This is a genomic window from Mucilaginibacter glaciei, assembly GCF_014773245.1.
Lineage (GTDB): Bacteria > Bacteroidota > Bacteroidia > Sphingobacteriales > Sphingobacteriaceae > Mucilaginibacter > Mucilaginibacter glaciei.
Genome location: NZ_JACWMX010000008.1, coordinates 35430 through 59067, shown reverse-complemented (window position 1 = coordinate 59067; position 23638 = coordinate 35430). Strand labels below are relative to the sequence as shown.

The 23638-nt window shown below is 44.9% G+C and carries 23 protein-coding genes and 1 tRNA gene; 8 read left to right on the top strand and 16 right to left on the bottom strand.

Annotated features, from left to right (window positions below; translation table 11 throughout):
• Window positions 1-76: 76 nt before the first annotated feature.
• Together IDJ76_RS17445 and IDJ76_RS17440 are read left to right on the top strand one after the other, a co-directional pair.
• A complete protein-coding gene (locus IDJ76_RS17445; RefSeq protein ID WP_191164977.1) occupies window positions 77-646 on the top strand; it encodes a phosphatase PAP2 family protein in 570 nt (189 codons plus the stop codon).
• Between the two features lie 190 nt (window positions 647-836).
• Window positions 837-1376, top strand: a complete 540-nt coding sequence (locus IDJ76_RS17440; RefSeq protein WP_191164975.1) for a hypothetical protein — start codon at window positions 837-839, stop codon at window positions 1374-1376.
• Between the two features lie 124 nt (window positions 1377-1500).
• On the opposite strand, the gene IDJ76_RS17435 is transcribed toward IDJ76_RS17440, so the two are convergent.
• The 9 genes from IDJ76_RS17435 to IDJ76_RS17395 all read right to left on the bottom strand — a co-directional run bounded on the left by IDJ76_RS17435 (window position 1501) and on the right by IDJ76_RS17395 (window position 7592).
• Window positions 1501-1950 carry a MarR family winged helix-turn-helix transcriptional regulator gene (locus IDJ76_RS17435; protein WP_191164973.1) on the bottom strand — a complete coding sequence of 150 codons (450 nt, stop codon included), beginning with the start codon at window positions 1948-1950 and terminating at the stop codon, window positions 1501-1503.
• A 28-nt stretch (window positions 1951-1978) separates the two neighbouring features.
• Window positions 1979-2140 (bottom strand): DUF5522 domain-containing protein, encoded by a 162-nt coding sequence (locus tag IDJ76_RS17430; protein ID WP_191164971.1) that lies wholly within the window; start codon window positions 2138-2140, stop codon window positions 1979-1981.
• Window positions 2140-3078, bottom strand: coding sequence for an MBL fold metallo-hydrolase (locus tag IDJ76_RS17425; protein ID WP_191164969.1), 939 nt, complete (start codon window positions 3076-3078; stop codon window positions 2140-2142). Before IDJ76_RS17425 ends, IDJ76_RS17430 begins: the two co-directional genes overlap by 1 nt.
• The gene (gene coaE / locus IDJ76_RS17420) at window positions 3075-3677 is read right to left on the bottom strand and encodes a dephospho-CoA kinase (protein WP_191164967.1); all 603 of its coding nucleotides are present in this window, start codon (window positions 3675-3677) and stop codon (window positions 3075-3077) included. Before coaE ends, IDJ76_RS17425 begins: the two co-directional genes overlap by 4 nt.
• A complete protein-coding gene (locus IDJ76_RS17415; protein ID WP_191164965.1) occupies window positions 3678-4625 on the bottom strand; it encodes a CdaR family protein in 948 nt (315 codons plus the stop codon). It lies immediately after the preceding gene.
• 100 nt (window positions 4626-4725) lie between these two features.
• Entirely contained in the window at window positions 4726-5046 is a 321-nt protein-coding gene (gene yajC, locus IDJ76_RS17410) for a preprotein translocase subunit YajC (RefSeq protein ID WP_191164963.1), read from the bottom strand.
• 16 nt (window positions 5047-5062) lie between these two features.
• Window positions 5063-5500 (bottom strand): DUF1573 domain-containing protein, encoded by a 438-nt coding sequence (locus IDJ76_RS17405; RefSeq protein WP_191164961.1) that lies wholly within the window; start codon window positions 5498-5500, stop codon window positions 5063-5065.
• A 7-nt stretch (window positions 5501-5507) separates the two neighbouring features.
• Window positions 5508-6458: a transcription antitermination factor NusB gene (gene nusB, locus IDJ76_RS17400; protein ID WP_191164959.1), complete on the bottom strand. Its 951-nt coding sequence runs from the start codon at window positions 6456-6458 to the stop codon at window positions 5508-5510.
• A 48-nt stretch (window positions 6459-6506) separates the two neighbouring features.
• Complete coding sequence (locus tag IDJ76_RS17395; protein ID WP_191164957.1) at window positions 6507-7592, bottom strand: Glu/Leu/Phe/Val family dehydrogenase; 1086 nt, start codon at window positions 7590-7592, stop codon at window positions 6507-6509.
• Window positions 7593-8094: 502 nt separating this feature from the next.
• Between IDJ76_RS17395 and IDJ76_RS17390 the strand changes: the two genes are divergently transcribed.
• Together IDJ76_RS17390 and IDJ76_RS17385 are read left to right on the top strand one after the other, a co-directional pair.
• Window positions 8095-9882, top strand: coding sequence for an ABC transporter ATP-binding protein (locus IDJ76_RS17390; RefSeq protein ID WP_191164955.1), 1788 nt, complete (start codon window positions 8095-8097; stop codon window positions 9880-9882).
• A gap of 126 nt (window positions 9883-10008) precedes the next feature.
• Complete coding sequence (locus tag IDJ76_RS17385) at window positions 10009-10329, top strand: DUF3276 family protein (RefSeq protein WP_191164952.1); 321 nt, start codon at window positions 10009-10011, stop codon at window positions 10327-10329.
• A 68-nt stretch (window positions 10330-10397) separates the two neighbouring features.
• Here the strand turns inward: IDJ76_RS17385 and IDJ76_RS17380 are convergent, their stop codons facing one another.
• Together IDJ76_RS17380 and mgtE are read right to left on the bottom strand one after the other, a co-directional pair.
• Window positions 10398-10898, bottom strand: coding sequence for a DUF5362 family protein (locus tag IDJ76_RS17380; protein ID WP_191164950.1), 501 nt, complete (start codon window positions 10896-10898; stop codon window positions 10398-10400).
• Between the two features lie 77 nt (window positions 10899-10975).
• The gene (gene mgtE / locus IDJ76_RS17375; RefSeq protein ID WP_191164948.1) at window positions 10976-12346 is read right to left on the bottom strand and encodes a magnesium transporter; all 1371 of its coding nucleotides are present in this window, start codon (window positions 12344-12346) and stop codon (window positions 10976-10978) included.
• Between the two features lie 199 nt (window positions 12347-12545).
• On the opposite strand from mgtE, the gene ychF reads away from it, so the two are divergent.
• The 3 genes from ychF (at window position 12546) to IDJ76_RS17360 (ending at window position 14295) form a co-directional block, all read left to right on the top strand.
• A complete protein-coding gene (ychF, locus tag IDJ76_RS17370) occupies window positions 12546-13649 on the top strand; it encodes a redox-regulated ATPase YchF (protein WP_191164946.1) in 1104 nt (367 codons plus the stop codon).
• Between the two features lie 114 nt (window positions 13650-13763).
• Window positions 13764-13835 (top strand) — tRNA-Arg (locus tag IDJ76_RS17365).
• A gap of 100 nt (window positions 13836-13935) precedes the next feature.
• Window positions 13936-14295 (top strand): hypothetical protein, encoded by a 360-nt coding sequence (locus IDJ76_RS17360; RefSeq protein WP_191164944.1) that lies wholly within the window; start codon window positions 13936-13938, stop codon window positions 14293-14295.
• Between the two features lie 41 nt (window positions 14296-14336).
• Here IDJ76_RS17360 and IDJ76_RS17355 read toward each other — a convergent pair whose 3' ends face one another.
• The 4 genes from IDJ76_RS17355 to IDJ76_RS17340 form a co-directional block, all read right to left on the bottom strand.
• Entirely contained in the window at window positions 14337-14621 is a 285-nt protein-coding gene (locus IDJ76_RS17355) for a hypothetical protein (RefSeq protein ID WP_191164942.1), read from the bottom strand.
• 350 nt (window positions 14622-14971) lie between these two features.
• A complete protein-coding gene (locus tag IDJ76_RS17350) occupies window positions 14972-15265 on the bottom strand; it encodes a TIGR03643 family protein (protein ID WP_191164940.1) in 294 nt (97 codons plus the stop codon).
• A 500-nt stretch (window positions 15266-15765) separates the two neighbouring features.
• Window positions 15766-17805, bottom strand: coding sequence for a glycoside hydrolase family 65 protein (locus IDJ76_RS17345; RefSeq protein WP_191164938.1), 2040 nt, complete (start codon window positions 17803-17805; stop codon window positions 15766-15768).
• Window positions 17806-17815: 10 nt separating this feature from the next.
• Window positions 17816-19147 (bottom strand): vanadium-dependent haloperoxidase, encoded by a 1332-nt coding sequence (locus tag IDJ76_RS17340; protein WP_224746390.1) that lies wholly within the window; start codon window positions 19145-19147, stop codon window positions 17816-17818.
• A gap of 204 nt (window positions 19148-19351) precedes the next feature.
• Here IDJ76_RS17340 and IDJ76_RS17335 point away from each other — a divergent pair, with 204 nt between their 5' ends.
• Window positions 19352-20290, top strand: coding sequence for a hypothetical protein (locus IDJ76_RS17335; RefSeq protein WP_191164936.1), 939 nt, complete (start codon window positions 19352-19354; stop codon window positions 20288-20290).
• A gap of 5 nt (window positions 20291-20295) precedes the next feature.
• On the opposite strand, the gene IDJ76_RS17330 is transcribed toward IDJ76_RS17335, so the two are convergent.
• Window positions 20296-23631, bottom strand: coding sequence for an FG-GAP repeat domain-containing protein (locus IDJ76_RS17330; RefSeq protein ID WP_191164934.1), 3336 nt, complete (start codon window positions 23629-23631; stop codon window positions 20296-20298).
• Window positions 23632-23638 lie beyond the last annotated feature (7 nt).

The following is a 23638-nucleotide window of genomic DNA, read 5'->3' as shown; positions in this document are numbered from 1 at the left end:
TAAAATTACAATCGTTTAAAGGTGATGATATTAGCTATCTTTACACTTTTACACAGATTTGTACAGATAAAACCCGATGCCCGACCAGCTTTTACACTTAGACAGGCAACTCTTTCACTACATTAACAATAGCCTGTCCAATTCTATTTTCGACTGGCTGATGCCGCAGATGCGTAACCCTGCACTCTGGATCCCGCTTTATTTGTTCATCATCATTTTCTGCATCTGGCGATACCGTAAACAAGGTGCCCTACTTATAGCGATGCTGGCCTTAGCTGCCGGTTTTGCCGATTTCACCAGCGCCACCCTTATCAAAAAACAAGAGCAGCGGGTACGCCCCTGCCGGGATGCGGTGACCAGCGCCACGGTGATTAGCCGGGTGCCCTGCGGTACGGGTTATAGCTTCCCCTCCACCCACGCTACCGACCATTTTGCTATAGCCGTATTTTTAAGCTGCCTGTTCTATAAAAAATGGCCCCGGGTGGTGCCAGTGCTATTGTTTTGGGCAGCCCTGATTTGTTTTGCGCAGGTTTATGTTGGGGTACATTTCCCGGTAGATGTGGTAAGCGGTGCAATATATGGGAGTTTGATAGGATGGTTATTTGCATTAGGGTTCAGGAAGTTGCAACCCGGATTTGTGGCTTAAACAATTAGCGTTCCGTTTAAAACGGAACAGTGCGGAACACAGCGGAACACTTGCTGATAAAAACGGAACACTAAGCGGAACAGACCGATAAATGAATGCCGTTTGTTTTATTTGTTTGCTAAATCCCCGTAAAAATAAACAGTGATAACACTTCCTCTGAAATTATAATCTGCCCCAATTAATTTAACATATGAAAACTATCCTTTTAATCATCTTCGCTTTGTTTTTTAGTTTAACGGCAAAAAGTCAATATTTCAAACTGAATCATGGTGTTTATACTATTGCACCGCAGGCAGCAAAAAAGCTAACTAAAGCCGAAATAGCAAATTTTATAACTAACGATTATAAACATTCGCAAATTATTTCAAAAAATGAACTTGTTTACCAATCAAATCATTTACTGATCTCTTACTGGGACCTTTTTACAAATGTGGAATTCAGAAAATCATTGGAGCAAATCCAAAAAAGCATGGTTAATTTATTGACCAACAGTGAGGTTTCGTTAAAAGGCACTAAAATCACGATATCAAAGATCATTACCGTTAACGGCACAAGATATCTTATATTGGAATATCAGATGGATGACGAAGTCTTTTTACGCTTTTCATCAGAAACAAAAGAAAATGGGGTTAATTTTAATGGCATTATCCAATTTAAAAAGCCTTACGAGGATGAGGCCCAAAGGGCATTGGCAGAGATACTACCAACCATTAAATTTAAGATCAATTGATTTGGCCAATGGGGCTGCAGTTTTACCCTTCCAGCCCTCACGGACGAGGGAATTACCTGGAAATAAAAAAGGCACTCATCAAGCACCACGTGTAAATTTAAACACCACCTCTAAAAATCTCTAATTATCCCCGCATTTTATCAAGCAGATCGCTTAATTGCAGGGCCTCTTTTTCGGTAAGGTTTTGCTTGACCAGATCTTTGGTTTTAAAGCTCACATCCATTTTTGTAAGGGTCTCTAAACCCTGTTCGCTGATGCGGATATCTACGGCCCGACGGTCGCGGTTATTGGTGCAGCGGGATACCAAACCCTTTTGCACCAGCCTGTCGACAATGCGCGATGCATCAGACATTTTATCTATCATCCGTTCTTTAAGCAAGTTTACGGTGGCTGGTTTGGGGTACTGGCCGCGGAGGATGCGCAGGATGTTAAACTGCTGCTGGGTTAGTTTATACTTTTCAAATTCAGGGCGCATGTAATTATTGATCCAGCCGTATGTATAGCTGAGGTTGATAACCGCCTTATGGTAATTATCTTCAAAATTAGTGCTCCTGATATCTTCTTCTATCCCCATTATTGAAATGAAATGCCAGCAAATATAATTATTTATCTTTTGATTTATTGTCCTGCTTTTCGCGGCCATAGCCCCAGGGGCAATGCAGGCACTTGTTTTTGCAGCAGTAACCGCGCTTAAGGTGGTACGCTTCGGTGAATACAAAGTTACCATCCGTGTTGATATAATAGTCTATCCCTTCCAGCAGCATTAGTTTAATAATTTCACGAAAATATCGTCCTTAAAATGCTCTTTCAGGTGTGAGCCATTACCGTGTAGAGTCCAAACCTGTGTAGGCTGGCTTTGTTTAATGGTTTCGATAATGTCGTTCCAGTCGGCATGGTCAGATACAAACAAGGTATCCTGTGCGTTTACCTGCAGGTTTTTCCAGCCCGAAGCAAACAGCCGCTTTACCCCCGTTGCCCTAAAGTAACTGTCAAAGGTAAACGGCGGTACAACGTACACCCACTCTTCCTGTGTTTTCATCAATTTACGGCCATAGATCTGGTGGTTACCTATCTCAAAGCCCATCTGCTGATAAATGGCATTTATGGGCATTATGCGGTGATGTACCAGGATCTTCTTCCGCGGGGCGTAGTCGTTTATCATCCGGATGAGCCGCTGGCTCTTACCCAAACTATAGGCCCCTAAAAGGATATTGATCTTTATATCATTCAGCTTTTTGATCTCTGTTACCGGGTCGGGGTGCAGCACGGCAGGGTCGGCAAAGGTGCTTTCGGTAATCAGTACGTCGGCCTTTGCAAACTGATAAGGTTCGCAGGTGGCATCGGGTTGGAGCTTGTAGTCGCCGGTGTACAGGTACCGTACGCCAAGGTACTCCATCAGGATTTGTGCGGAGCCGGGCATGTGGCCGGCCGGAATAAAGGTCAACTGTACATCGCCTATGCTGAACGGCGCGTTATATTGAGCCGTGTATATCACTTTACCCGCATTTTTACCGTAGCGCAATTGCATAAAGGCCCAAGTGGTGGCGGTAGTATAAATTTGGTGGTTGCCACTTACCGCATGATCTGCATGGGCATGGGTTATTACGGCCTGGTTTACGGGTTGTTTAGGGTCGAGGTAAAAGTCGCCATATTTACAGTACAGGCCGTTGGCATCAATAACAACAAAATCGTCAATTATCATTTAGTATGGGCAAGGGATAGGTACAATTGATGCAAGGCTAAAACCTGCGGTATCACCAGTTGCGTATCATCATTTATAATCAGGTCATTAGCCATTTCGCGTTTTTCCTCTTCGCTAAACTGGCGGTCGTTACGGCCTTTTACTTCAGCGGCAGTAATGCCGTCGCGACGGGTAACGCGTTTAATCCTCAGGCCTAACGGGGCCGATACCATCACCGACCTATCGCACATTTTGTACGAATCGCTTTCAAAAAGCAGGGCGGCCTCCTTCATAATATAAGGTACAGTAGTATCAAACTGCAGCACCCATTTATCAAAAGCACGGAAAACAGCGGGATGTACCAGGGCATTCAGTTTGGTGAGCTCGGCAGGGTTATTAAACACAATGCCGGCAATATGTTTACGGTTCAAGGTTCCATCTTCCAGGTATGACGTATCGCCAAAGGTTTGTTTGATGCCTGCTATCAATTCCGTATCATCCGTCATTACTTTTTTGGCTTCGTCATCAGCATAAAATACAGGCACGCCCAATACTTCAAATACTTTGCAAATGGTGGTTTTACCGCTGCCGATGTTACCGGTGATGCCTATTTTTAACATTTATTTTTTAACGATGAAGTCAATATTCTGCGGCTCTATTTTAACCACTTTCCCGTACGATGGTAACCGTGTAATTTTAACAGGCAGCGCATTGTAACCGTTAATCCGCCATTTGTCCAGATCGGCAACGGCTTCAAAATCATCTTCGCTGGCATCGGGGTAATTGGTTAATGATGTGGTAAATGTAACCTTAACTTTCTGGGGGAACACCTTCACATCATAATAATTATGGTTATTGATCAACCGTACCGGAATTTCCATTGTTTTTTCGGTAAACTCATCAATCGGGATGTTTACGATAACGGTTTTGGGCAGTATATCCAAATTACCCTCCCTGGCAGGCAGCAGGGCAACCCGGGAGCTGTAGCTTTCATTAACGCCCGTTAGCTTCACCGAATCTGTTTTCCAGCTATTGATCCGGGCTAAAACTTCGGCAGGGCCGCTTATGGTCACGTAATCGGGTTGAATTTTTACATTGTCTGACTGGGCAAACTGCTTTTGATAGTTGATCTTACTCACCAGCTGTACGGGCACACGCTTGGTCATCCGGTTAGAGAAGTCGAAGAAAAGCGTATCGGGCGTAAAGGCGATGATTTGGTGGTTAAGGTCTTTAGCCAGGTTAATCTGCTTCAGTTGCGTGTTTAATACAATAAAGCTCTTATTATCCAGCGTGTGCAGATCAATGCTTACGGGCCTTTGCTCATCATTCATTTTATTGACCAGCATTTGCCAGCCGGTGCCTTGTACCACCGCATCTATGGTGTCTGACTGCAGGGGATGAAAAGCCCGCCTTAACGGCGCGTTCCTGAAGGTAATGACCTGCTTAACCGTGTAACGGTAAGGGTTTGACAGCGAAGTGAACAGCCAGGCAAATACAGCAATTACCAAACAGGTAACAAACGCCGAAAGGCGCCTGCGCTCGATTGCTGATAGTTTGATGATGGCCATTTTATTTTGAGGTAAAAGCTAAAAGGCTAAAGGTAAATGGTTATAAAAGAAAAAGCGAAAGAAAACCTTTCGCCTTTTACCCTTAGCCTTTAACCTTAAATTACTTAGTAACTACGGGTGTATTCAGTGCCTTTGATTCATCTAAAGAGATAGCCGATTTGTTGAAACGGATGCGGCCGCCATTCTCTACTTCCAATAAAAAAGTAGTATCAGCTATTTCATAAACCTTACCGTGGATGCCGGCAGTGGTTACCACTTTATCGCCTTTTTTAAGCTCTTCGGCATATTTCTTTTGATCCTTTTGTTTCTTCATCTGCGGGCGGATCATGAAAAAATAAAATACCACGGCAATTAATCCGAACATGATCAGTTGCTGGTAACCTAAGCCTCCGCCGGCTTGCAATAAAATAGCTGTTGTCATTTTTTAATTTATATGATTATTTAGTAGTTACCTCGCCAATTAAGTGCACCATGTTTTGTGCAGGGTTGGTATTGGCGGTTACGGTAATTTGTTTATCCTGCAGGCCCATTTTGCCTGCGCTGTTAAAGGTTACTTTAATTTCACCATCGGCACCGGGTGCTATGGGGGTAGTAGGCCACTCGGGCTTGGTACAGCCACAAGTTGCAACCGCATCCTTAATGATCAACGGCGATTTACCCGTATTGGTAAACTTAAAGGCATAAGTAACCTTATCGCCGGTTTTAAGCTTCCCAAAATCGTGGGTTTCCTTTTCAAATTTCATGGCCGGTGCGTTGGTTGCACTGGTAGCATCAGCAGTAGTTGAAGCTGATGTTGCGTTTGTGTTAGATGTTGCCGAATTGCAGGCTGTAAATAACATACCGGCAATAACTGCACTTAAGATCAGTCTTTTCATTTCTATTTTATTCTATTAATCCTCTGCCAATTTTTCTTACTTTATTCTGGGCTTTCAGCTCAGCTAAAATCTTGTCTAATATACCGTTTATAAACGAATTACTTTTTGGCGTACTAAACTCCTTCGAGATCTCCAAATACTCGTTAATAGTAACCTTAACCGGGATGGAGGTGAAATTAATAAATTCTACAATAGCCATCTTCATTAATAAAGTATCCATCATCGCAATACGGTCGGGCTCCCAGTTTTGGGTTTTTTCAGCAATCAGCTCCTGGTAAGCCGCATCATGGCGGATGGTTTGCTCAAATAAATTCACCACAAACTCCTTGTCTTCGGCCCAGTTGCCGCTTATTTCGGCCAATTTGTTCTTTTTAAGATCTTCGTCATCAGCAAAGTTCTTGAAAGTTTTGGCTATCAATGCCTGCAGCACCTCACGGTCTACCGGCCAAAAAATAAACTTATCTTCAAAAACCTGTTCGGCTAATGACGATTTAAGGATAACCTTCTTAAAAATAAACTTGATAATGTCTTTGTCTGAATGGATGCTGTTGTCCTCTTTAGCCAGGTATTCGGCATACTCGGGCGAAGCCTTTAAGGTATCGAAAAGTGATTTGGCCAGTTCCGGGTCAAACGACCACTCTGCTTTATACTTTTTTGCAGCGATTGAGTATTCGTTGCTTTGCGCAAGCGTTAAAATAAATTTGTTGCTCAACAGTTTCAGGTTGGCGTTCAGATCGTCGGCCGTGGGCAAGTGCTTGTTGGCGCGTTCTTCTGCATCGCGAGAGGTGTATTCTGCTACCTCGTTAATTAAGGATAGCATCCAGATATACATTTCAAAAACCTGGTCTATACTACCCAGCAGGAATTTTTCGTATGCTTTAACGTCTTTGGTATTCGATTGGTGGTACGCATACAGCGATTGTAACACTTTTACCCTAAGGTGCCTTCTGTTTAACATTTGTAAGAACGATAATGGCGGGCTACAATGCCCGGCCCTGATAAATTACTAATAGGTTGATTTTACTTTTTTAATATCCGCAATGCGTTTCTCAGCAATTTTATTCGCCGCGTCAATAGTAGAAATGTTTTCGGCCTTAGAAAGTTTTAAAACATTTCGTGTTGCGTCATAAATATTTTCGGTAAGCTGCATGGTACGTTTTTTACTGTAGCCCATCAGCTCCGAATAACCGTTGATGATACCACCCGCGCTGATCACATAATCGGGCGCAAACAGGATGCCTTTATCCAGCAGCATCTGGCCATGTTCGGCCTCATCTGCCAGTTGGTTATTTGCCGACCCGGCTATAATGGCACACTGTAACTTATTAATGGTTTGCGTATTAACAGTAGCACCCATTGCACATGGCGCGTAGATATCGGCATTGATATCAAAAATGGTATTGTTGGATATGGCCTCGGCACCGTATTTTTTAGATACCTGGCGCTTACGCTCGTCGTTGATATCGCTTACATAAACTTTGGCGTTAGCCTCTGTCAATAGTTTAACCAATTGCTCGCCTACATGGCCTATACCCTGTACTATAACGCTGCGGCCGGTTATGGAGTCAGATCCGTAAAGTTCTTTTAATGCGGCCCGCATGCCCATGTAAACGCCCATTGCCGCAACGGGGCCCGGGTCGCCGCTGCCACCCATTGTTTCGGGTACGCCAACAACATGCTGGGTTTCCATACGGATATATTCCATATCGCGCGGATTGGTACCAACATCTTCGGCAGTAATAAATTCGCCGTTCTGGTTTTTAATAAAACGGCCAAACTTGCGTAATAAAGCTTCGGTTTTGTCCTTACGGGAGTCGCCGATGATCACCGCCATACCACCGCCCATATTTAAGCCTGCAATAGCAGCTTTATAGGTCATGTTTTTAGATAAGCGCAACACATCCTGCAAGGCTTCCTTCTCGGTTTTATAGGCCCACATACGGGTACCACCCAAAGCGGGGCCCAATGTAGTGTCATGAATAGCGATGATTGCCTTTAAGCCGGTATCGGGGTCGCTGCAAAACACAACCTTTTTATGACCATATGCTTCCAGCTGGTTAAAAATACTATCGGTGTTGGTTTGGGCAGGCATTGTAATAACGACAAGTAATAATGTTTCTCTTGGTGCTGCAAAAGTAGGAGTTTTTTTTATTGTGGCAAAGTTTAGTTGTAGTCGGAAAGTAAGGATGTCTGAAAGTTGGAAAGAAAAACTTAGCAAGAGGGAGATGAAAAAGATCATGGACGGATAGCAACCAATGCAATAAGAAATTTTGAAGGGCTTTAACGTTTACTGATCGTGGCGTTGCCTGCGGCCGGGCTCATCCGCTCATACGCCTGCAGGCTTTAGCTACAAGGCCGGTATCCGCTCCTATCCCTAACGCGGCCAATTGCACCCGCGTCTAAAGCGCAAAGCGTCAGACTTATTTCTTCACCCTCTTTGCGCTTGCGCAGAGAGGGCGACCGAGCAAAGCAATGTCGGAGTGAGTTGTTGGCAAACTTTGATTTCAACTCCACTTACTGTACTTTTGAATGTTTGAAAGCAGTTGTCCGTCTTCCGGACTTTCGGTCGTCCCGACTTTCGGACAAAAACAAGCATGAAAGAACTCGCACACCTCAATAAATTCTTTTACAAATACCGCTGGCGGCTCATCCCGGGGATCTTGTTTGTAGTCATCTCTAACATATTTGGTGTACTCCCGGCGCAGGTTATCCGCGTAGCGTTTGACCTGGTTACCGAAAATATCGGCGTTTACCAACTGTTTGAGGGCTTTAACCGCCAGGAAGTGATCTACGATATATTTGGCTCGAGCCTGTTACTATTTGGCGTACTGGTGCTGATATTGGCCTTGCTGAGGGGCTTATTCCTGTTTTTTATGCGGCAAACCATTATCCTGATGTCGCGCCATATCGAGTACGATCAAAAGAACGAGATCTACAGCCATTACCAGCGCCTTTCGCTGGCCTTTTACCGCCGCCACAACACCGGCGACCTGATGAACCGCGTTACCGAAGATGTAAGCCGTGTACGTATGTACCTGGGGCCAGGCATTATGTACAGCATTAACACCGTGGTACTTTTTATATTGGTGATCTACGCCATGGTTACGGTAAATGTACGGTTGACTGTATTTTCTATTTTACCACTCCCCGTTTTAGCGGTGATCATTTTTTACGTGAACACGATTATCGAGTTCAGGAGCGAGCAGATCCAAAAACGCTTATCGGGCTTGTCCAGCTTTGTGCAGGAGAACTTTTCGGGCATCAGGGTCATCAAATCATACGTACGCGAGGGCTTTGTACGCGGTAAATTTGCCGATGAGAGCGAAGACTATAAAACCCAAAGCATGGCTTTAGCCAAAGTACAGGCCATGTTTTTCCCGGCGATGCTGCTGCTGATCGGGCTAAGCAATGTGATTACGATATACATTGGCGGCGTAGAAGTTATGAAGGGCAACATTACCGCGGGTAACATCGCCGAGTTTATTGTGTACCTGAATATGCTGGCCTTCCCGGTGATATCTTTAGGCTGGGTTACCTCGTTGGTGCAACGTGCAGCAGCATCGCAAAAACGGATCAACGAGTTTTTACATGAGGTGCCAGAGATCATATCACCTGATGTGCCTGCCAAACATCTGAACGGAAAGATTGAATTTAAAAACGTATCATTCGTTTACCCCGACACGGGTATCGAGGCATTAAAGAATGTGTCGTTTATAGCTAACCCCGGCGAAATGGTGGCCATTATCGGCCGTACAGGTTCAGGAAAATCTACCATGGGTAATTTGATCATGCGCATGTATGATACTACAGGCGGGCAGATCCTGATAGACAACGAACCGTTAACCAGCCTAAACCTGGATAGCTACCGCGCGCAAATTGGCTTTGTACCGCAGGAGGTTTTCCTTTTTTCGGATATCATTTCGCATAACATCGCCTTTAGTGCAGATAAACTGGATATGCCGCGCGTAGAGCAGGCCGCCAGGGATGCTGCCGTGTACAATAACATTATCGAACTGGATAAAGGCTTCGATACCTTGATAGGCGAGCGTGGCGTTACCTTAAGCGGCGGTCAAAAGCAGCGGGTGAGTATAGCAAGAGCCATTGTAAAACAACCGCAGGTATTGATCTTTGACGATTGCCTCTCGGCAGTCGACACCCGCACCGAAGAAGAGATATTGAACAACCTGGGCCGCGTGATGCAGGGCAAAACGAGTGTGATCATATCGCACCGTATCTCCACGATTAAAAATGCCGATAAGATACTGGTACTGGATAATGGTGAAATTATTGAACAAGGCACCCATAACGAATTGATGGACCTGAAGACCGCCTACTTTGAATTGTACGAAAAACAATTATTGGAAGAAGAAGAGCAGATTTAATTTCCAACATTTACAATCTAAATGCGTAAAAGTTTATGTAATTGCTTAATTATATCGCATTTGCCACTTGCGATTTAAAAAAATAATTATATTTAGCCAACCAAAACTATTACGATACAGAATTTTATGGGAGATTTTGATAACAGAGAGCGCGAAGAAGTACACTCCAAGAAGGTTAGAGCCGGCAAGAGAACTTATTTTTTTGATGTAAAGGCAACCCGGTCAAACGATTACTATGTGACCATTACCGAAAGTAAAAAACGTTTAGAAGACGGCGTTTTTGTGAAGCATAAGATCTTTTTATATAAAGAGGATTTCGAAAAATTTGCCGAGGGCCTAAAAGAAACGGTTGAGTATATTAGAGACCACCAGGAAGTAGTAGAAAAACGCTATGAATACGGCGAAAATCCGGAGGTGGCTAAAGCCGGCGAAGATTTTTCGTACTAAATAAACGCAACAGCAAACACCTTAAATTATATAAAACACCCTGCCCCATAAAGGCAGGGTGTTTTGTTTTATAGGGCGCTGCCTCCGCCTGTGTGCATAGCCGACCCTATACTGGCCGCGAAAACGATAGCCCCTATAAATATGAGAATATATAAGATAATGATAACGATAGTAGCTATCCCCCAGAGCTTAAAAAAGGATTTAAGCTTACCGAATGCAACGGTCATCTGCCCGGTATTGCTGTAAAGGATGCCCTCTTTTACCTTGCTGCCAAACTGGTAAAGGTAAAGCGAAAAGAAAAAGTTGAATACCGCAAATGACAGATAAAAGCCACTCATTATAGACCCCATCATGGCAGGGTAAGGCATCATCGGGTTTATTTTAGCGGCATTGGTGAATACGGTACCCACAAATAGCGCACCTATTACCGTAAAACCGGTTACAATAAAGCCAATAATTGACAAAAAATTAGCCCATTGCCCGGCCTTTTGAAGATAGTATTGCGCTTCTTCTGATAATAAGATGTTTTGATCTTTTGTGTGTTCGAATGGGTGTTCTGGTGTTTCCATTGGTTGAGTTAAAGTTTAGTTTCTTTAAAACTAACTAAATATGCTCAAACAAACAAAATATCAACTGTAAAATAAATTTATAAAAGTGTGCCCTTCAATATCAGCACCGCTATGCTAAAATAGATGATAAGGCCGGTAACATCTACCAATGTAGCTACAAATGGTGCGGAGGAAGTTGCAGGGTCGGCACCCAGTTTTTTAAGCAATAAAGGTAACATGGAACCCGCCAAAGATCCCCATAACACCACACCGACAAGCGAGAAGCCGATGGTGATACCTACCAACGCCCAATGCGGCCCGTACAGATCACTAAACGCGCTGAAGATGGCGATACGGAAAAAGCCGATCAAACCTAAGGTTACGCCCAGCATCAAGCCGGATAAGATCTCGCGGCGCATTACGCGCCACCAATCGCCAATAGTTACCTCTCCCAAGGCCATGGCCTGTATAATTAATGTGGATGCCTGCGAACCGCTGTTACCCCCGCTGGATATGATAAGCGGGATAAACAACGCCAGCACAACGGCCTGTTCAATCGCATGCTCAAAAAAGCCCATTGCCGTGGCGGTAAGCATCTCGCCCAAAAACAAAACTACAAGCCAGCCTACCCGCTTTTTTACAAGGCGGAACAGGTTAATATCCAGGTAAGGCTCGTCCAAAGCTTCGGTACCACCTATCTTTTGGATATCTTCTGTATATTCTTCGTTGGCTATCCACAGGATATCATCAACCGTTACGATGCCTAATAAAATATCGTCGTCATCGGTCACCGGCAAGGCCGTACGGTTATTCATCCTGAATACATTTATAGCGTCTTCCTGCGGGTCATTAGCACTTAGGGCTATCAGGCGGCCATCCATCAGGTCGCTTACCTTTGTTTCGGGCGCAACTAACAGTATCTCGCGGATCCGGATATCGTCAAGCAAAATACCATTATCGCCAATTACATAAATAACATCAATGGTTTCGGAGTTTTTGCCGTAACGCCTAATGTGCGATAGTACCCTCGTAACGTCCCAGCTTTTTTTCACCGCAATATAATCGGGTGTCATTAAACGGCCAACGCTGTCCTCTTTGTAACCTAATAGGGAAAGCGCCTCCTTGCGGTCGTCAGGCGACAGGTGCAGGATCAGTTTAGTAACCGCATCGCCATGTAATTCGCTAAAAAAAGCGGTGCGGTCATCCGGCGGTAACTCGTTTATGATCTCGCTAACCTTTTTACCCGATAGTTTTTTAATGATACGCTCCTGTGTAGGGAAATCCAGGATACGGAAAACATTCACCGCGCGGTTGATAGACAATATTTCTATAAACTTAGGGCCATGTTCGGGCAGTTCATCTATAAGTTCCTCTACGTCAGATATGTTGAGGTTATTCAGATATTCCTGTAGCTGTGTGGTATCCTCCTGCTCCAGTAACAATTCTATTTGCTCAACCATTTCTTCCATAAAAAAACCCTCTTATTTACATGTTTATGCCTTGTTTTATACCAATTGGTACTGCTGGCAAAAGTCGTTTATTTTTTCAAATTACAAGGTAGTTTTTTCTGTTATCTTTGCGGCTTTAAAAGAGGCAGGAAAACAAGAATCCAAGAGACAAGATTCTTTTCTTAATTCCTGCGTCTTATAATCTTGATTTAAAAACAATATGGGTTTACAATGTGGTATAGTAGGTTTGCCGAACGTAGGTAAGTCGACACTTTTTAACTGTTTATCAAACGCAAAGGCACAGGCTGCAAACTTTCCGTTTTGTACTATCGAACCAAATGTGGGTGTGATCACCGTGCCGGATGAGCGCCTGACCAAACTAACCGAAATAGTTAACCCTAAGAGCATTGTACCCAATGTTATTGAAATTGTCGACATTGCCGGTTTAGTAAAAGGAGCCAGCAAAGGCGAAGGATTAGGTAACCAGTTTTTAGCCAACATCCGCGCTACTAATGCTATTTTGCACGTTTTACGCTGCTTTGATAACGATAACGTGATCCACGTGGATGGCTCTGTAGACCCTATCCGCGATAAGGAGATCATCGACACCGAATTGCAGCTGAAAGACCTGGAATCGATTGAAAAGAAGATCCAGAAGGTGGAGAAGATGGCCAAAACAGGCGGCGATAAGGAAGCAAAAAAAACTTACGACGTGCTCACCATCTACAAAAATCACTTGCTGCAAGGCAAAAGCGCGCGTACTGCCCCCGTTGAAGAAGAAGATAAAGAATACATTGAAGATATCTGGCTGCTTACCGCTAAACCGGTAATGTACGTTTGTAATGTGGACGAAGGCTCTGTAGTTACCGGGAATGCCTATGTAGAAAAGGTAAAAGCGGTAGCTAAAGAAGAAGGTGCCGAGGTATTAGTGATATCTGCACAGATAGAGGCCGAGATAGCCGAACTGGAATCATACGAAGAGCGCCAGGAATTTTTAGGCGACCTGGGCCTGACAGAATCGGGCGTAAATAAATTGATCAAAGCGGCTTACCGCCTGCTTAATCTGGCCACCTACTTCACGGCAGGTGTGCAGGAAGTACGTGCCTGGACCATCACCCAGGGTTTTACAGCACCGCAGGCAGCCGGTGTTATTCACACCGACTTTGAAAAGGGTTTTATCCGTGCAGAAGTGATCAAATATGATGACTTTGTAAAATTTAACGGTTCTGAAGCGGTGATCAAAGAAAACGGCAAAATGTCTGTAGAAGGCAAAAGCTATGTAGTGGCCGATGGCGACATTATGCACTTCAGGTTTAACGTGTAGGTTAAGAGATGCAAGAAATCAAGAGTAAAGAATAAAGAAAACTTCATTTATTCGCTGCGGCTTGAATCTTGGTTCTTAACTCTTAAATCTAATAGTATATTTGCAGCAGCAACCGTTCGCGTAGTTCAATGGATAGAATTATGGCCTCCGAAGCCGTCGATATGAGTTCGAATCTCATCGTGAACACAATCTATATGGCGGGTAACTACACAGTTACCCGCTTTTTTTTGCGCTTTATTGCCAATTTAGCGGGCTAATCGTATTATATTGATACCTTTACCCTCACATGGAAGAAAGAAAATACCTTACAACCTGGAGAAAATATATCCCGGTTATTCGCCTTCACCTGAAGAGAAGCCTTACTGAAGAGCAAAGTTTCAAATTGAATATCACTGATTTTGAATCTGCCGGCGATCGCGGTAAATCAGGCTATACCTTTAGCCTGCAGATGGAAAATGGTAAGGTTATTAATAACATTAGCGGCTCTGCCGTTGCGCGCGACCTATACGAGGCCTTAAAAACCGACGAAACTATCAAATCGATGATCCAGGATAAGGCCATCAAAATAAGTGTTGGTAAATCTTTTGTGTTCAGCATTAAAACTACGCACATATCATCTTTTAAGCCAGAAGAAACTGCCGGTTAAGGCAGTTTAAAGGCAAACCTGTACATAACCTTTTTGCCGGTTTAGATCTGTTCTGATACTACTTTGTTATCAACTTTTATAGTGGTTACTAACCTGCCTGCCGGTTCGGTTTTTGGCAGGGTTACATCTACATGGAATTTAATAGCCGTGCCAGAAGGCATTTCTATCACTTTTTCCCAACGCCCGCCGGTAGCATACTTATCGGTATGTTGCGCGCCGTCTTTATCGGTATAACTGATTTCGGCAGGCGTACCGTTAGGAATCAGCGTGGTGTAGTTAACTGTATAGGTTGCCTTTTTAGCGATTTTGAGTTCGCCGCGGTTCATGTCATAAACAGTGTAGCTGCAACTGCTTAATACAAAAGCGACCACCGCGAGATAGATAGCGTTTACATTTTTTTTGGATGTTTTTACAATGGTAATAAAAATAGCGCAATTACCGGGCGGTGCCTGTGGCGATGATAGTAAGCGATCTGCTAACTCTAATTGGGTTTACAAAGGTTTACATAATTCAATAAAATATAAACATAAGTAACTAATAATAAGACAATTAAGAAATTACTCGGTTTACAGTAGAGTAATAATCATAACTGATTGGCAACGGGTGTTTTACGGTTTAACACCAGTAATTTGGCACCCCGCAAATTGCAAAGCGACGGCCATCTCGACAAGGCAATTTACCGTTTACTGATCTTGTTCAGCGTTATTTGGCGTTGCAGGTTGCATTTAAACCTATCGGTACCATCAACCTGCAGTTTGGTGTGTTTGGTTTGCCTGCCCTGCACCCTTGCCCGCCACATTTTAAAGCTGGATAGCTTCATCTGCCTGCGCATCAGGTCAATTACATTTTGTTCGGTAAGGCCAAACTGCGCTTTTATCGCGTCGAACGGTGTACGGTCTTCCCAGGCCATTTCTATGATGCGGTCAGTATCTATAACAGAAAGATTTTTAATAATTGCAGGTATGCTCATTGGCTATTAAACGCTTAAAGATCGATTTTGTTAGTGGGTTTTGAAGCATTCGTCGCATTCAACTCATCCGGTCGTTGCTTCGCTCGACCACCCTCTCTCCGCAAGCGGAAAGAGGATTATCTACTTTTTCCCTTTTATGCAGTCGCTCGGCTCCTGCCGGGTGATGACTATTTTGCGGCGTCCCGCCACAGGGTTGTCGGCCGGAGGCCTAATAATAAATGTCACTCGGCAGGAGCCGAGCGACTGCCAAGAGGCCTTTTTGTAGTCGCTCGGCTCCTGCCGAGTGACGACTATTTTGCGGCGTGCCGCCGCCGGATTGTAGGCCGGAGGCCTCATAATAACGGTCACTCGGCAGGAGCCGAGCGACTGCGAAATTTCACTCCGCACGAGCCGAGCGACTGTAAAAAGGCCTAATAATAAAATTCAAAAGGCAGGAGCCGAGCGACTGCGAAAGTCTTGAATTACCATATTTTTTCAGAAAAACTTCTAAAAATCTTTAATTATTTGACCGTATACGTTACTTTATTGACACCTGCGCCGGTAATTTTTAACGATTTCCAGTTGGCAGGCAGCTTGCTTTTGATCTGTGTGATGCCGGTTGGGGTAATATCCAACCCGCCGAAACCCATAAGCATGGCCTGGATAATACCACCTGCCCCGGTTGCAAAGTAGGGGTTGGTACCGCCCTTGGTTTCTGCAATTACCCGGAACGGCGGGTTCAGGTTGGGCTCGTAAGCTTCCTTAAACCAACGATAGGCCTTTTCGCCATTACCTAAACGGGCATATAGCAGGGCAAATACACCCTGTGTCATGGCAGGTGTGCCTTCATCAGGTACGCGGGTTTCGTAATACTCCAGGTCTTTTTTGATCTGCGCCGGGTCGGTAATGGTTTTTAACGGGTAGGCCAACAGGTTAACGTCGGCTTGCTTAATACCCTCACCTTTATAGGTGGCAAACTCGCTGGTTACGCCGTTGGCCATTTTTAATATCGGGATATTTTGTGCCACGTACTCCCAATCGGGGTTCGCCGTCATGCCAAGGATCCTGGCGGCGGCGGTGGCATTGCGCAGGTTAACCTGTGCGGCAGCGTTGGTGAAAGCATTGTTGTCAATATTTTCGGCCCACTCATCGGCAGCTACTACGTTTTTGATATCATAATGGCCGGGGCCATTGCGTTCAACACGGCTCACCCAAAAATCGGCAGTGGCTTGCAGCATCGGCCAGCCACGTTCGCGCAGCCATTGTTTGTCCTGCGTTACGCAATAGTAGCTCCAGGCGGCGTTGGCCACATCGGCGGTGATATGATGCTCGAACGGGCCGCTTAAAGCCCATACAGGCGTTTCTTCCACCCCGCTATCGGCACTTTCCCAGGGAAACATTGCGCCTTTGTAACCATGCGAAAAGGCATTTTTGCGCGCGTTTTCCAGTCTTTCGAAACGGTAATCCACCATAGATTTAGCGATCTCGGGGTGCAGCACCAGCATAGCCGGGAACATCCACAGATCGGTATCCCAAAATACGTGGCCATTGTAACCCAGACCCGACAAACCCATTGGCGATGGCGAGAGAGCAGTACCCTCTCGCGAAAACGAATAAAGGTGATACAACATACTGTGTACGTCCTGCTGTGCCTGTGCGTCGCCTTCTATCTGTATATCGCTCTTCCAAAGCTCGTCCCAGGCTTTATTATGAAATTGGATCAGCCTGTCGCGGCCCTCCAGTTTAGCAAAAATGGTTAAACGCTCGGCCTCATTCAGCGGGTCGGCATGATGGGCTGACGTGATAGAAGATCCGGTGACTCCATATTTATAGGTTTCGCCCGCAGCGATAGCCCGGCTAAACTTCATGAGGTGCATGTTATTGTCCCACATCTCATGGATCACGCGCGGCTCTTTACCATGCTCTTCGTTAAACAAAAACGAGGTGGATGCACAAAGCTGTAATTTACCCGTAGGGCTTTTAGCCGTGGAGGTGAGCAGGCTGATGGTTACATGCGGCCTGTCAATCTCGTTATAATAATTCTCTACCTGTTTTAGGGCATCGGGGGCCTCCATTACACTGGCGGCAGTTATGTTGATCGGCTTTTTAGCGGTAACTGCCACATCCATCAATACCGTAAAAGGTAACTGGCGCAGCGAATAATAGGTATAGCTGATAGTGGCCTTGTCCTGGTAATCAAACGTGGTGGTAAACGCAGCATGGTGCATATCCAGTTCCTGGCGCATATTGCTTACCATTTTAGCATCCAGGCGTTTGCCATCTATCTCCAGGTACATGTTAAGCAGGTTGAAGCTGTTTAGAAAGTTGCTTACGCGGCCACGGCCGTACAGATCATACGCACCGGCCAGTACTACATTCTTCACTTTAAAAGGCTCGGGCGATGATACGATCCCAATCATCCCGTTGGCGGCGGTAATACCGTAATAATTTGCGGGATCTATTTTATCAGCCTTGATAACCCAGGGACTAACCGTTTGTGCCGATAGCCTTACTACTGCGTAAATTGATAATATCGTGGTGAGGGACAGGATCCTTTTCATTTATAAATCTTTATTTTTTGATCTTTAACTGCAATTTTTGGTTAACTAACACACCTATTTTTCGGCCCGTCATGGTGCCTACAATACAGGCATTTTTATAATGGATACCGCCGTAAACACGCGACAGGGCCGCCTCTTCTGCCGCCGCCCTAAAGGATGGGAACTTGCGTGGCGCAATGCCGAATTCAGATTCGGACGAATCGGTATAGGCCACTTCATTACCAAAATCGTGCGTTAAAACCTCTGCCGCGGCAGCTGAGATGACCGCGTGTCCGCTAATATATTCCGGGAATGGCGGGGTTTGGATATATGGCCGCCAATCCGGGTTGATCATTTTGGTGATCACCGTTTCGGGGCGCACGCTGTTGGCTTTGTATTTTACGTACCAACAATTGATAAAGGCATCAAATAAGGCAATGGAAGTTTCGGTGTAGGCGGCAACGGTCGAACCAAAATCCGACTTTGCTATTTTTGTACCTATGCCTGCTATATTCATCCAATGCCCCCCCGGCGAAAACTTTTTAGTTGCGAACGATGCATGACCGATAACATTCAGCTTAAATGGGTTATCATCCCAAAAATCGGCCATGTGGCGTTGATCTGTAGTGAGGCTGTCGACCATTTTTTCAACCTCGATAACGGCCTTATAAAATTTGCCGTTCTTATCCGTCATGTTATAAGGTGGTGGTTCGGGGGCCGGGATCTGCGAGGCCGAATCCAGCACCATCGGTCGGATCTCGCCCCAATGTGGCTCCAGCGCCTGTGCATACATGGGCGGCGTAGGGATCCAGCGGCCATCGGTACGGTTTACGGTATATTTGCTGGCACTGCGGGTTTGCGCATAGTTGTCTTTTTTGCTCCAGGCCATTATGTGTTTGGCCACAGCATCAGAATAAGCAACAGAGTTTTCGAAAACGTCTGATGGCATACCCGCGTCTTTCGCCTTTTGTTTCAGCTCATCTACGTATGTGGTTAAGCTGCCTTCCGGAAACGTTACCGCATTGCCTACAAAACAGAAGGATAGCAACGACGCAAACTGAAAATCAATCTCTTTATCCTTATTCGGTTTGGGTGTTGCGGTGAGGTGTTTGATCTGCCCGGCTAAGGAGCGGAAATGCTTCGGGTCGCCGGCGGCGATCACCTCATAGGCGGCAATATTAGCATAGGCATAATTACGTGAAGCAATAACGGGCGGAAAGTTGTTTTCTAACACTACGTCGTTGAGCTTTTTAACGGTAACGCGGTACAGTTCTGGGTCGTGGGTAACCTTTTGGTAATCAGCTTTCTTACAGGATGCAAAAAGTATCAACATGCCCGCAATCAAAAACAGGAAACGGTTCATAACAATCAATTGGTTTAAAGAAATCCCTTTACTTTAACGTAAAGGATCTATTGGCTTTTTCTTTGTTTACAGGCTAATATAGGGTTTTTATAGAAGATGGCGGCCATAAAAACTGTTTGATTTTAACCGGGCTATTTAGTTACTTTTGCGTTGCTTAAAGGCGTATAAACCCGCCTTCTATTTGCTTTTTACCGACCAACTTCTATGAAAAAACCGGCTCTGATTATATTGGGTTTACTGTTACTGGCTTTTATAAGTATTTATTACATCATCCCGCAAAATATTATCGCCAAAAGTGTGGTGAATATAGACGGTACAGATGCTAACGTTGCCAAATTCATTATTGAGCAGCGGTCATGGAAAAAATGGTGGCCGGGCAGCCATAACGGCGACGACAGCACCGTTTATACCAACAACGGCGTCATCTATAAACTTTTAAAAAGCACCAACGGCGATATCCAGGTTCAGATAAAAAAAGGCGACAAGATTTTAGACAGCCACATTACCTACCTTGCTGTGGCCGATGGCGAAACGCAGGTTACCTGGTATGCGTCGCAGCAAAGCAGCCTCAATATTTTTGGCCGTATTGCCGGTTTTGTAAAGATAAAAGAGATCCAAACGGAGATGAGCAGCTTGCTTAGCCATTTCAAACAGTTTATGCAAAAGGATGTAAACGTATACGGCATGAAGGTTAACTTGAAAAAGGTGACCGATGAGACCATGCTGGCTACCAACACCACTACCAAAACCTACCCTACCACAGCAAACGTTTACAGCTTAATAGCCAACGTTAAAAAGCAGATAGCGGCCAAAGGTGTTAAAGAAAGCAACCAGCCCATGCTGAATATTTTTAAGGTTGATAACAATGAATACCAGGTAATGGTGGCTATCCCTATTAACAAAGCGATTATGCCCGATGCCGGTTATGTGGTAAACCACATGCTTAAGGGGGGGAATATTTTAGAGGCCGAGGTTAAGGGGGGCCGTAAAACGATAGATAACGCCATGGCGCAGCTAAAGAACTACACCCGCGACCATCACCTTACCCCACCGGCAATGCCCTATGAATTGATCATAACCGACAGGCAGGCCCAAACAGATACCGCCAAATGGATCACCAAAATTTATTATCCTATATTTTAGGTTAATTACTTTGTGATCAATACCAGTTTACCATCATAGGTGGTAGCTATAAATGCGCTCCCCGCAGTTGTTTTGATAGGTTGCAGGCTATTGATCTCCTGAGCGTTTAATAATGGATTGAGCCAGTATTGCGGTGTAGCAAGGCGTTTACTGCTGGCATCGTAGTGCATGGTAACCAAGCCTAACGCATCATATTTACCCTCGTAAGGTACCACACCCCAAAAATTACCGCTCAATAATACATCACGTTGCTTGTTATTAAGCGGGATAATTGCGCGGATAGGTGCCTGCTGATACAGGTACGGCAGCTCGCTTACCTTCTTCGCGTTCATGATATCGCTGATGTAAACACTCCTGAACTGGTTGGCTACCAAGCGGCCGCTATCGGTTAATTTATCCTTAAAGATCTCCTCAGTTGTCTTATCAGCCATTTTCTGGAAGCTTAAGAACTCCTTTTTTAGGAACGGCAATTCCTGCTCCAGATCATTCTTGGGGCGGAAGGGGTAGTATTTTCCCTTGTAGAAATAAGACAAGATTAGGTCATTCTTGCCATCGTTATCTACATCGTTATTGTAGGCGTACAGCGGCTGCTTATCTGTGACGTTATACTTGTTATTGGTACCCCAGTTACCGCCTATCAAATCGGCTTTGCCGTCACCATCAAGATCTGCAATAGCGGCAGACTGCCACCAGCCCTTCGCATCGTCCAGTAAAGGCGTTGAAAATTTAACCAGTTTTTTGTTCTTGTTCAGGAAGATCTGGATGGGCTGCCACTCCGACGATACGATAACATCCGCCACTCCATCCTTATCCACATCGGCAGCGGTAATTTCTGTTATGAAACGAATATTTGTTACTGCTGCAAACTGGTTCTTGGGCGCGATGGCAAAGTTGCCATCCTTTTTATTCAGCAATACGACCGAAGCCGCAGGTGCTGTATAATTGGTAAAAGAAATACTACCTGCCAATAAAATGTCTTTAAGCCCGTCGCCATCAAAATCATACATAAAAATCTTTGACACCAGGTCGGCCACTACGGGCAGGGCCTCATATTCGAACTTAAAGTTGCCCTTGTTCATATACAATCGCGGTTGCATGCGCTTGCCCGGTTCCAGGAACGGGTGGTTAGCACTCAGCACGATTAAGTCCGGCAGGCCGTCGTTATTAACATCCACCCATTGTGCGCCGGTATCGCCATATTGCTTAAATCCGTCAAACCCGGTTATGGCCACTTTAGTAAAGGCCCCGCTTTTTGATCCGGCTAAAATATACTTTTCTTCGCCGGCTATACCGCCAACGTAAATATCATCTATCCCGTCGTTATTGGCATCGGCTACGGCAACCGCGGCGTTATGAGGCAAATAGGTATGTGGTAAAAGATTGTAATAGTTAAAATCGGGAGTTTCAAAGGTTTGCTGGTTAGCCAGTATTTTAGCATTTACCGGCACGCTGTTAAACTGCTCGTCTGCCTTTAAATAATTTGCTATTAGTAATGACACATCTGCAGCGGTTTGCGTTTGTGCTTTGTTGTATGTAATAACAGTTTTCTTATTCAGGCCGAAGTTATTGATCAGCTGGTAAGAGTTATCGGGCCACAAAATCATCAGCTCAGCCGGTTTATCGCCGGGTAAAAAGGTGAAAAGCAAATTATTACCTTGTGTACTTTCGTAAGCCGTGCTTGTTTGAATTTCCTGGTGATCTACCTGCGTTTTGGAGCGCATGAATAACTTGGCGCCAATACCATCGGGGTTGGCTTTAGTATATTTTACGCTCAATTTCAGGAATGCGGGCTTCTTGTCTTTATCGGCCTTTTCCATCGTCATGTTCTGATAGATGGAAGCGGGCTCATCCATGTTATTGGTTACCAGTTCAAGGTCGCCGTCGTTATCCAGATCAACCGCTACAGATCCGCAGGAGATAGACGCCTTTTCCATATCGTTGCCGGCACTCACATCGTTAAATTTCAGTTCATCGGCCCCATGGTACAGGTAATTATGCACCTGCCCGTCGGGCATCAGGTTGATCTTTTCGCGGTCGAAGAAACGGCTGGTCTTAAAATCTTTGATCACGTTAGGGTCGCCCAGGTATTTCAGGTAATCCATATCGTTAAGGCGCTTTTTGATCCCGTTAGAGAAAAACATATCCTTGCGCCCGTCCATATCAAAATCCTGCACCAGCGGCGACCACGTCCAGTCGGTTGCCGACATGCCCGAGTACAGGCTGATATCGACAAACTTTTTGCCGTTACCTACATTCAGCTGTAACGAATTTTTGGAATACTGGTAATAATAACCCGCGTTTACCTCCTGGTTATAAATATCAAGGGGCTCGTCGTTTATAGTGGATTTGAGCGCCTTTATTTCTTCGGGCAGCATATCCGTACTGATCACATCCAGGTGGCCATCTTTGTTCACATCACTTAGCGCGTTCCCCATCGAGAACAGACTGGTGTGCCCGAACGCATTTTTCAACTCCTCTTTAAACGCTCCGTTTTTTTGGTTGATGTAGTAATAATCCTGTTCAAAAAAATCGTTACTCACGTAAATATCGTCCCAACCATCGTTGTTTAAGTCGCCTACGCTTACCCCAAGGCCATAGCCAATGGGAGCTGAGTAAATGCCGGAGCCTGCCGTTACATCGATAAATTTTCCGTTATCATTTTTGAACAAATGGTCGCCGGCATCATGGCTCACCTTTAAGCGCTGGGTAGAATCGCCGTAGGTATCGTTACTATGCACCGATGAGGTTAGCAGGAACATATCCAGGTCGCCGTCTTTATCGTAATCAAAAAATGATGCCTGGGTAGAAAAGCCTGCAAAATCAAGCCCGTATTTAGCGGCCGACTCGGTGAAGGTCATGTCGCCGTTATTGATGTAAAGTTGATTTTTACCCTTAAAGTTCTTGAAGTTAGCTACTACGCAAACGTAAATATCCTTTAACCCATCGCCGTTGATATCTACAACCGTTACACCCGTTTTCCAGCTGCCGGTACCGGCCAAGCCTGCTTTGGCAGTAACATCTTCAAACTTTAACCCGCCTTTATTCAGGTAGAGTTTACTAGTGCCCTGATTGGATGAAAAGTAAAGATCTTCCAGCCCGTCGTTATTAAAATCGGCAGATGCTACGCCCGCGCCGTTATAGAAATACAGATAGTCGAGTATATTGACCGAATCTGACTCAATGTTCTTGTTTATAAAATCTACATGGCTTTTATCAGCCGAAACCAGTTTAAAGATCCCCTCTCCTGCCGACTTCTTTTTGCACGAACTAAACGCACAAAGCACAGCCAGTAAAGTAAAGCCAAAGTAAATAGACGATCTGAATAGATTAGATTTCAGCATGGGTACA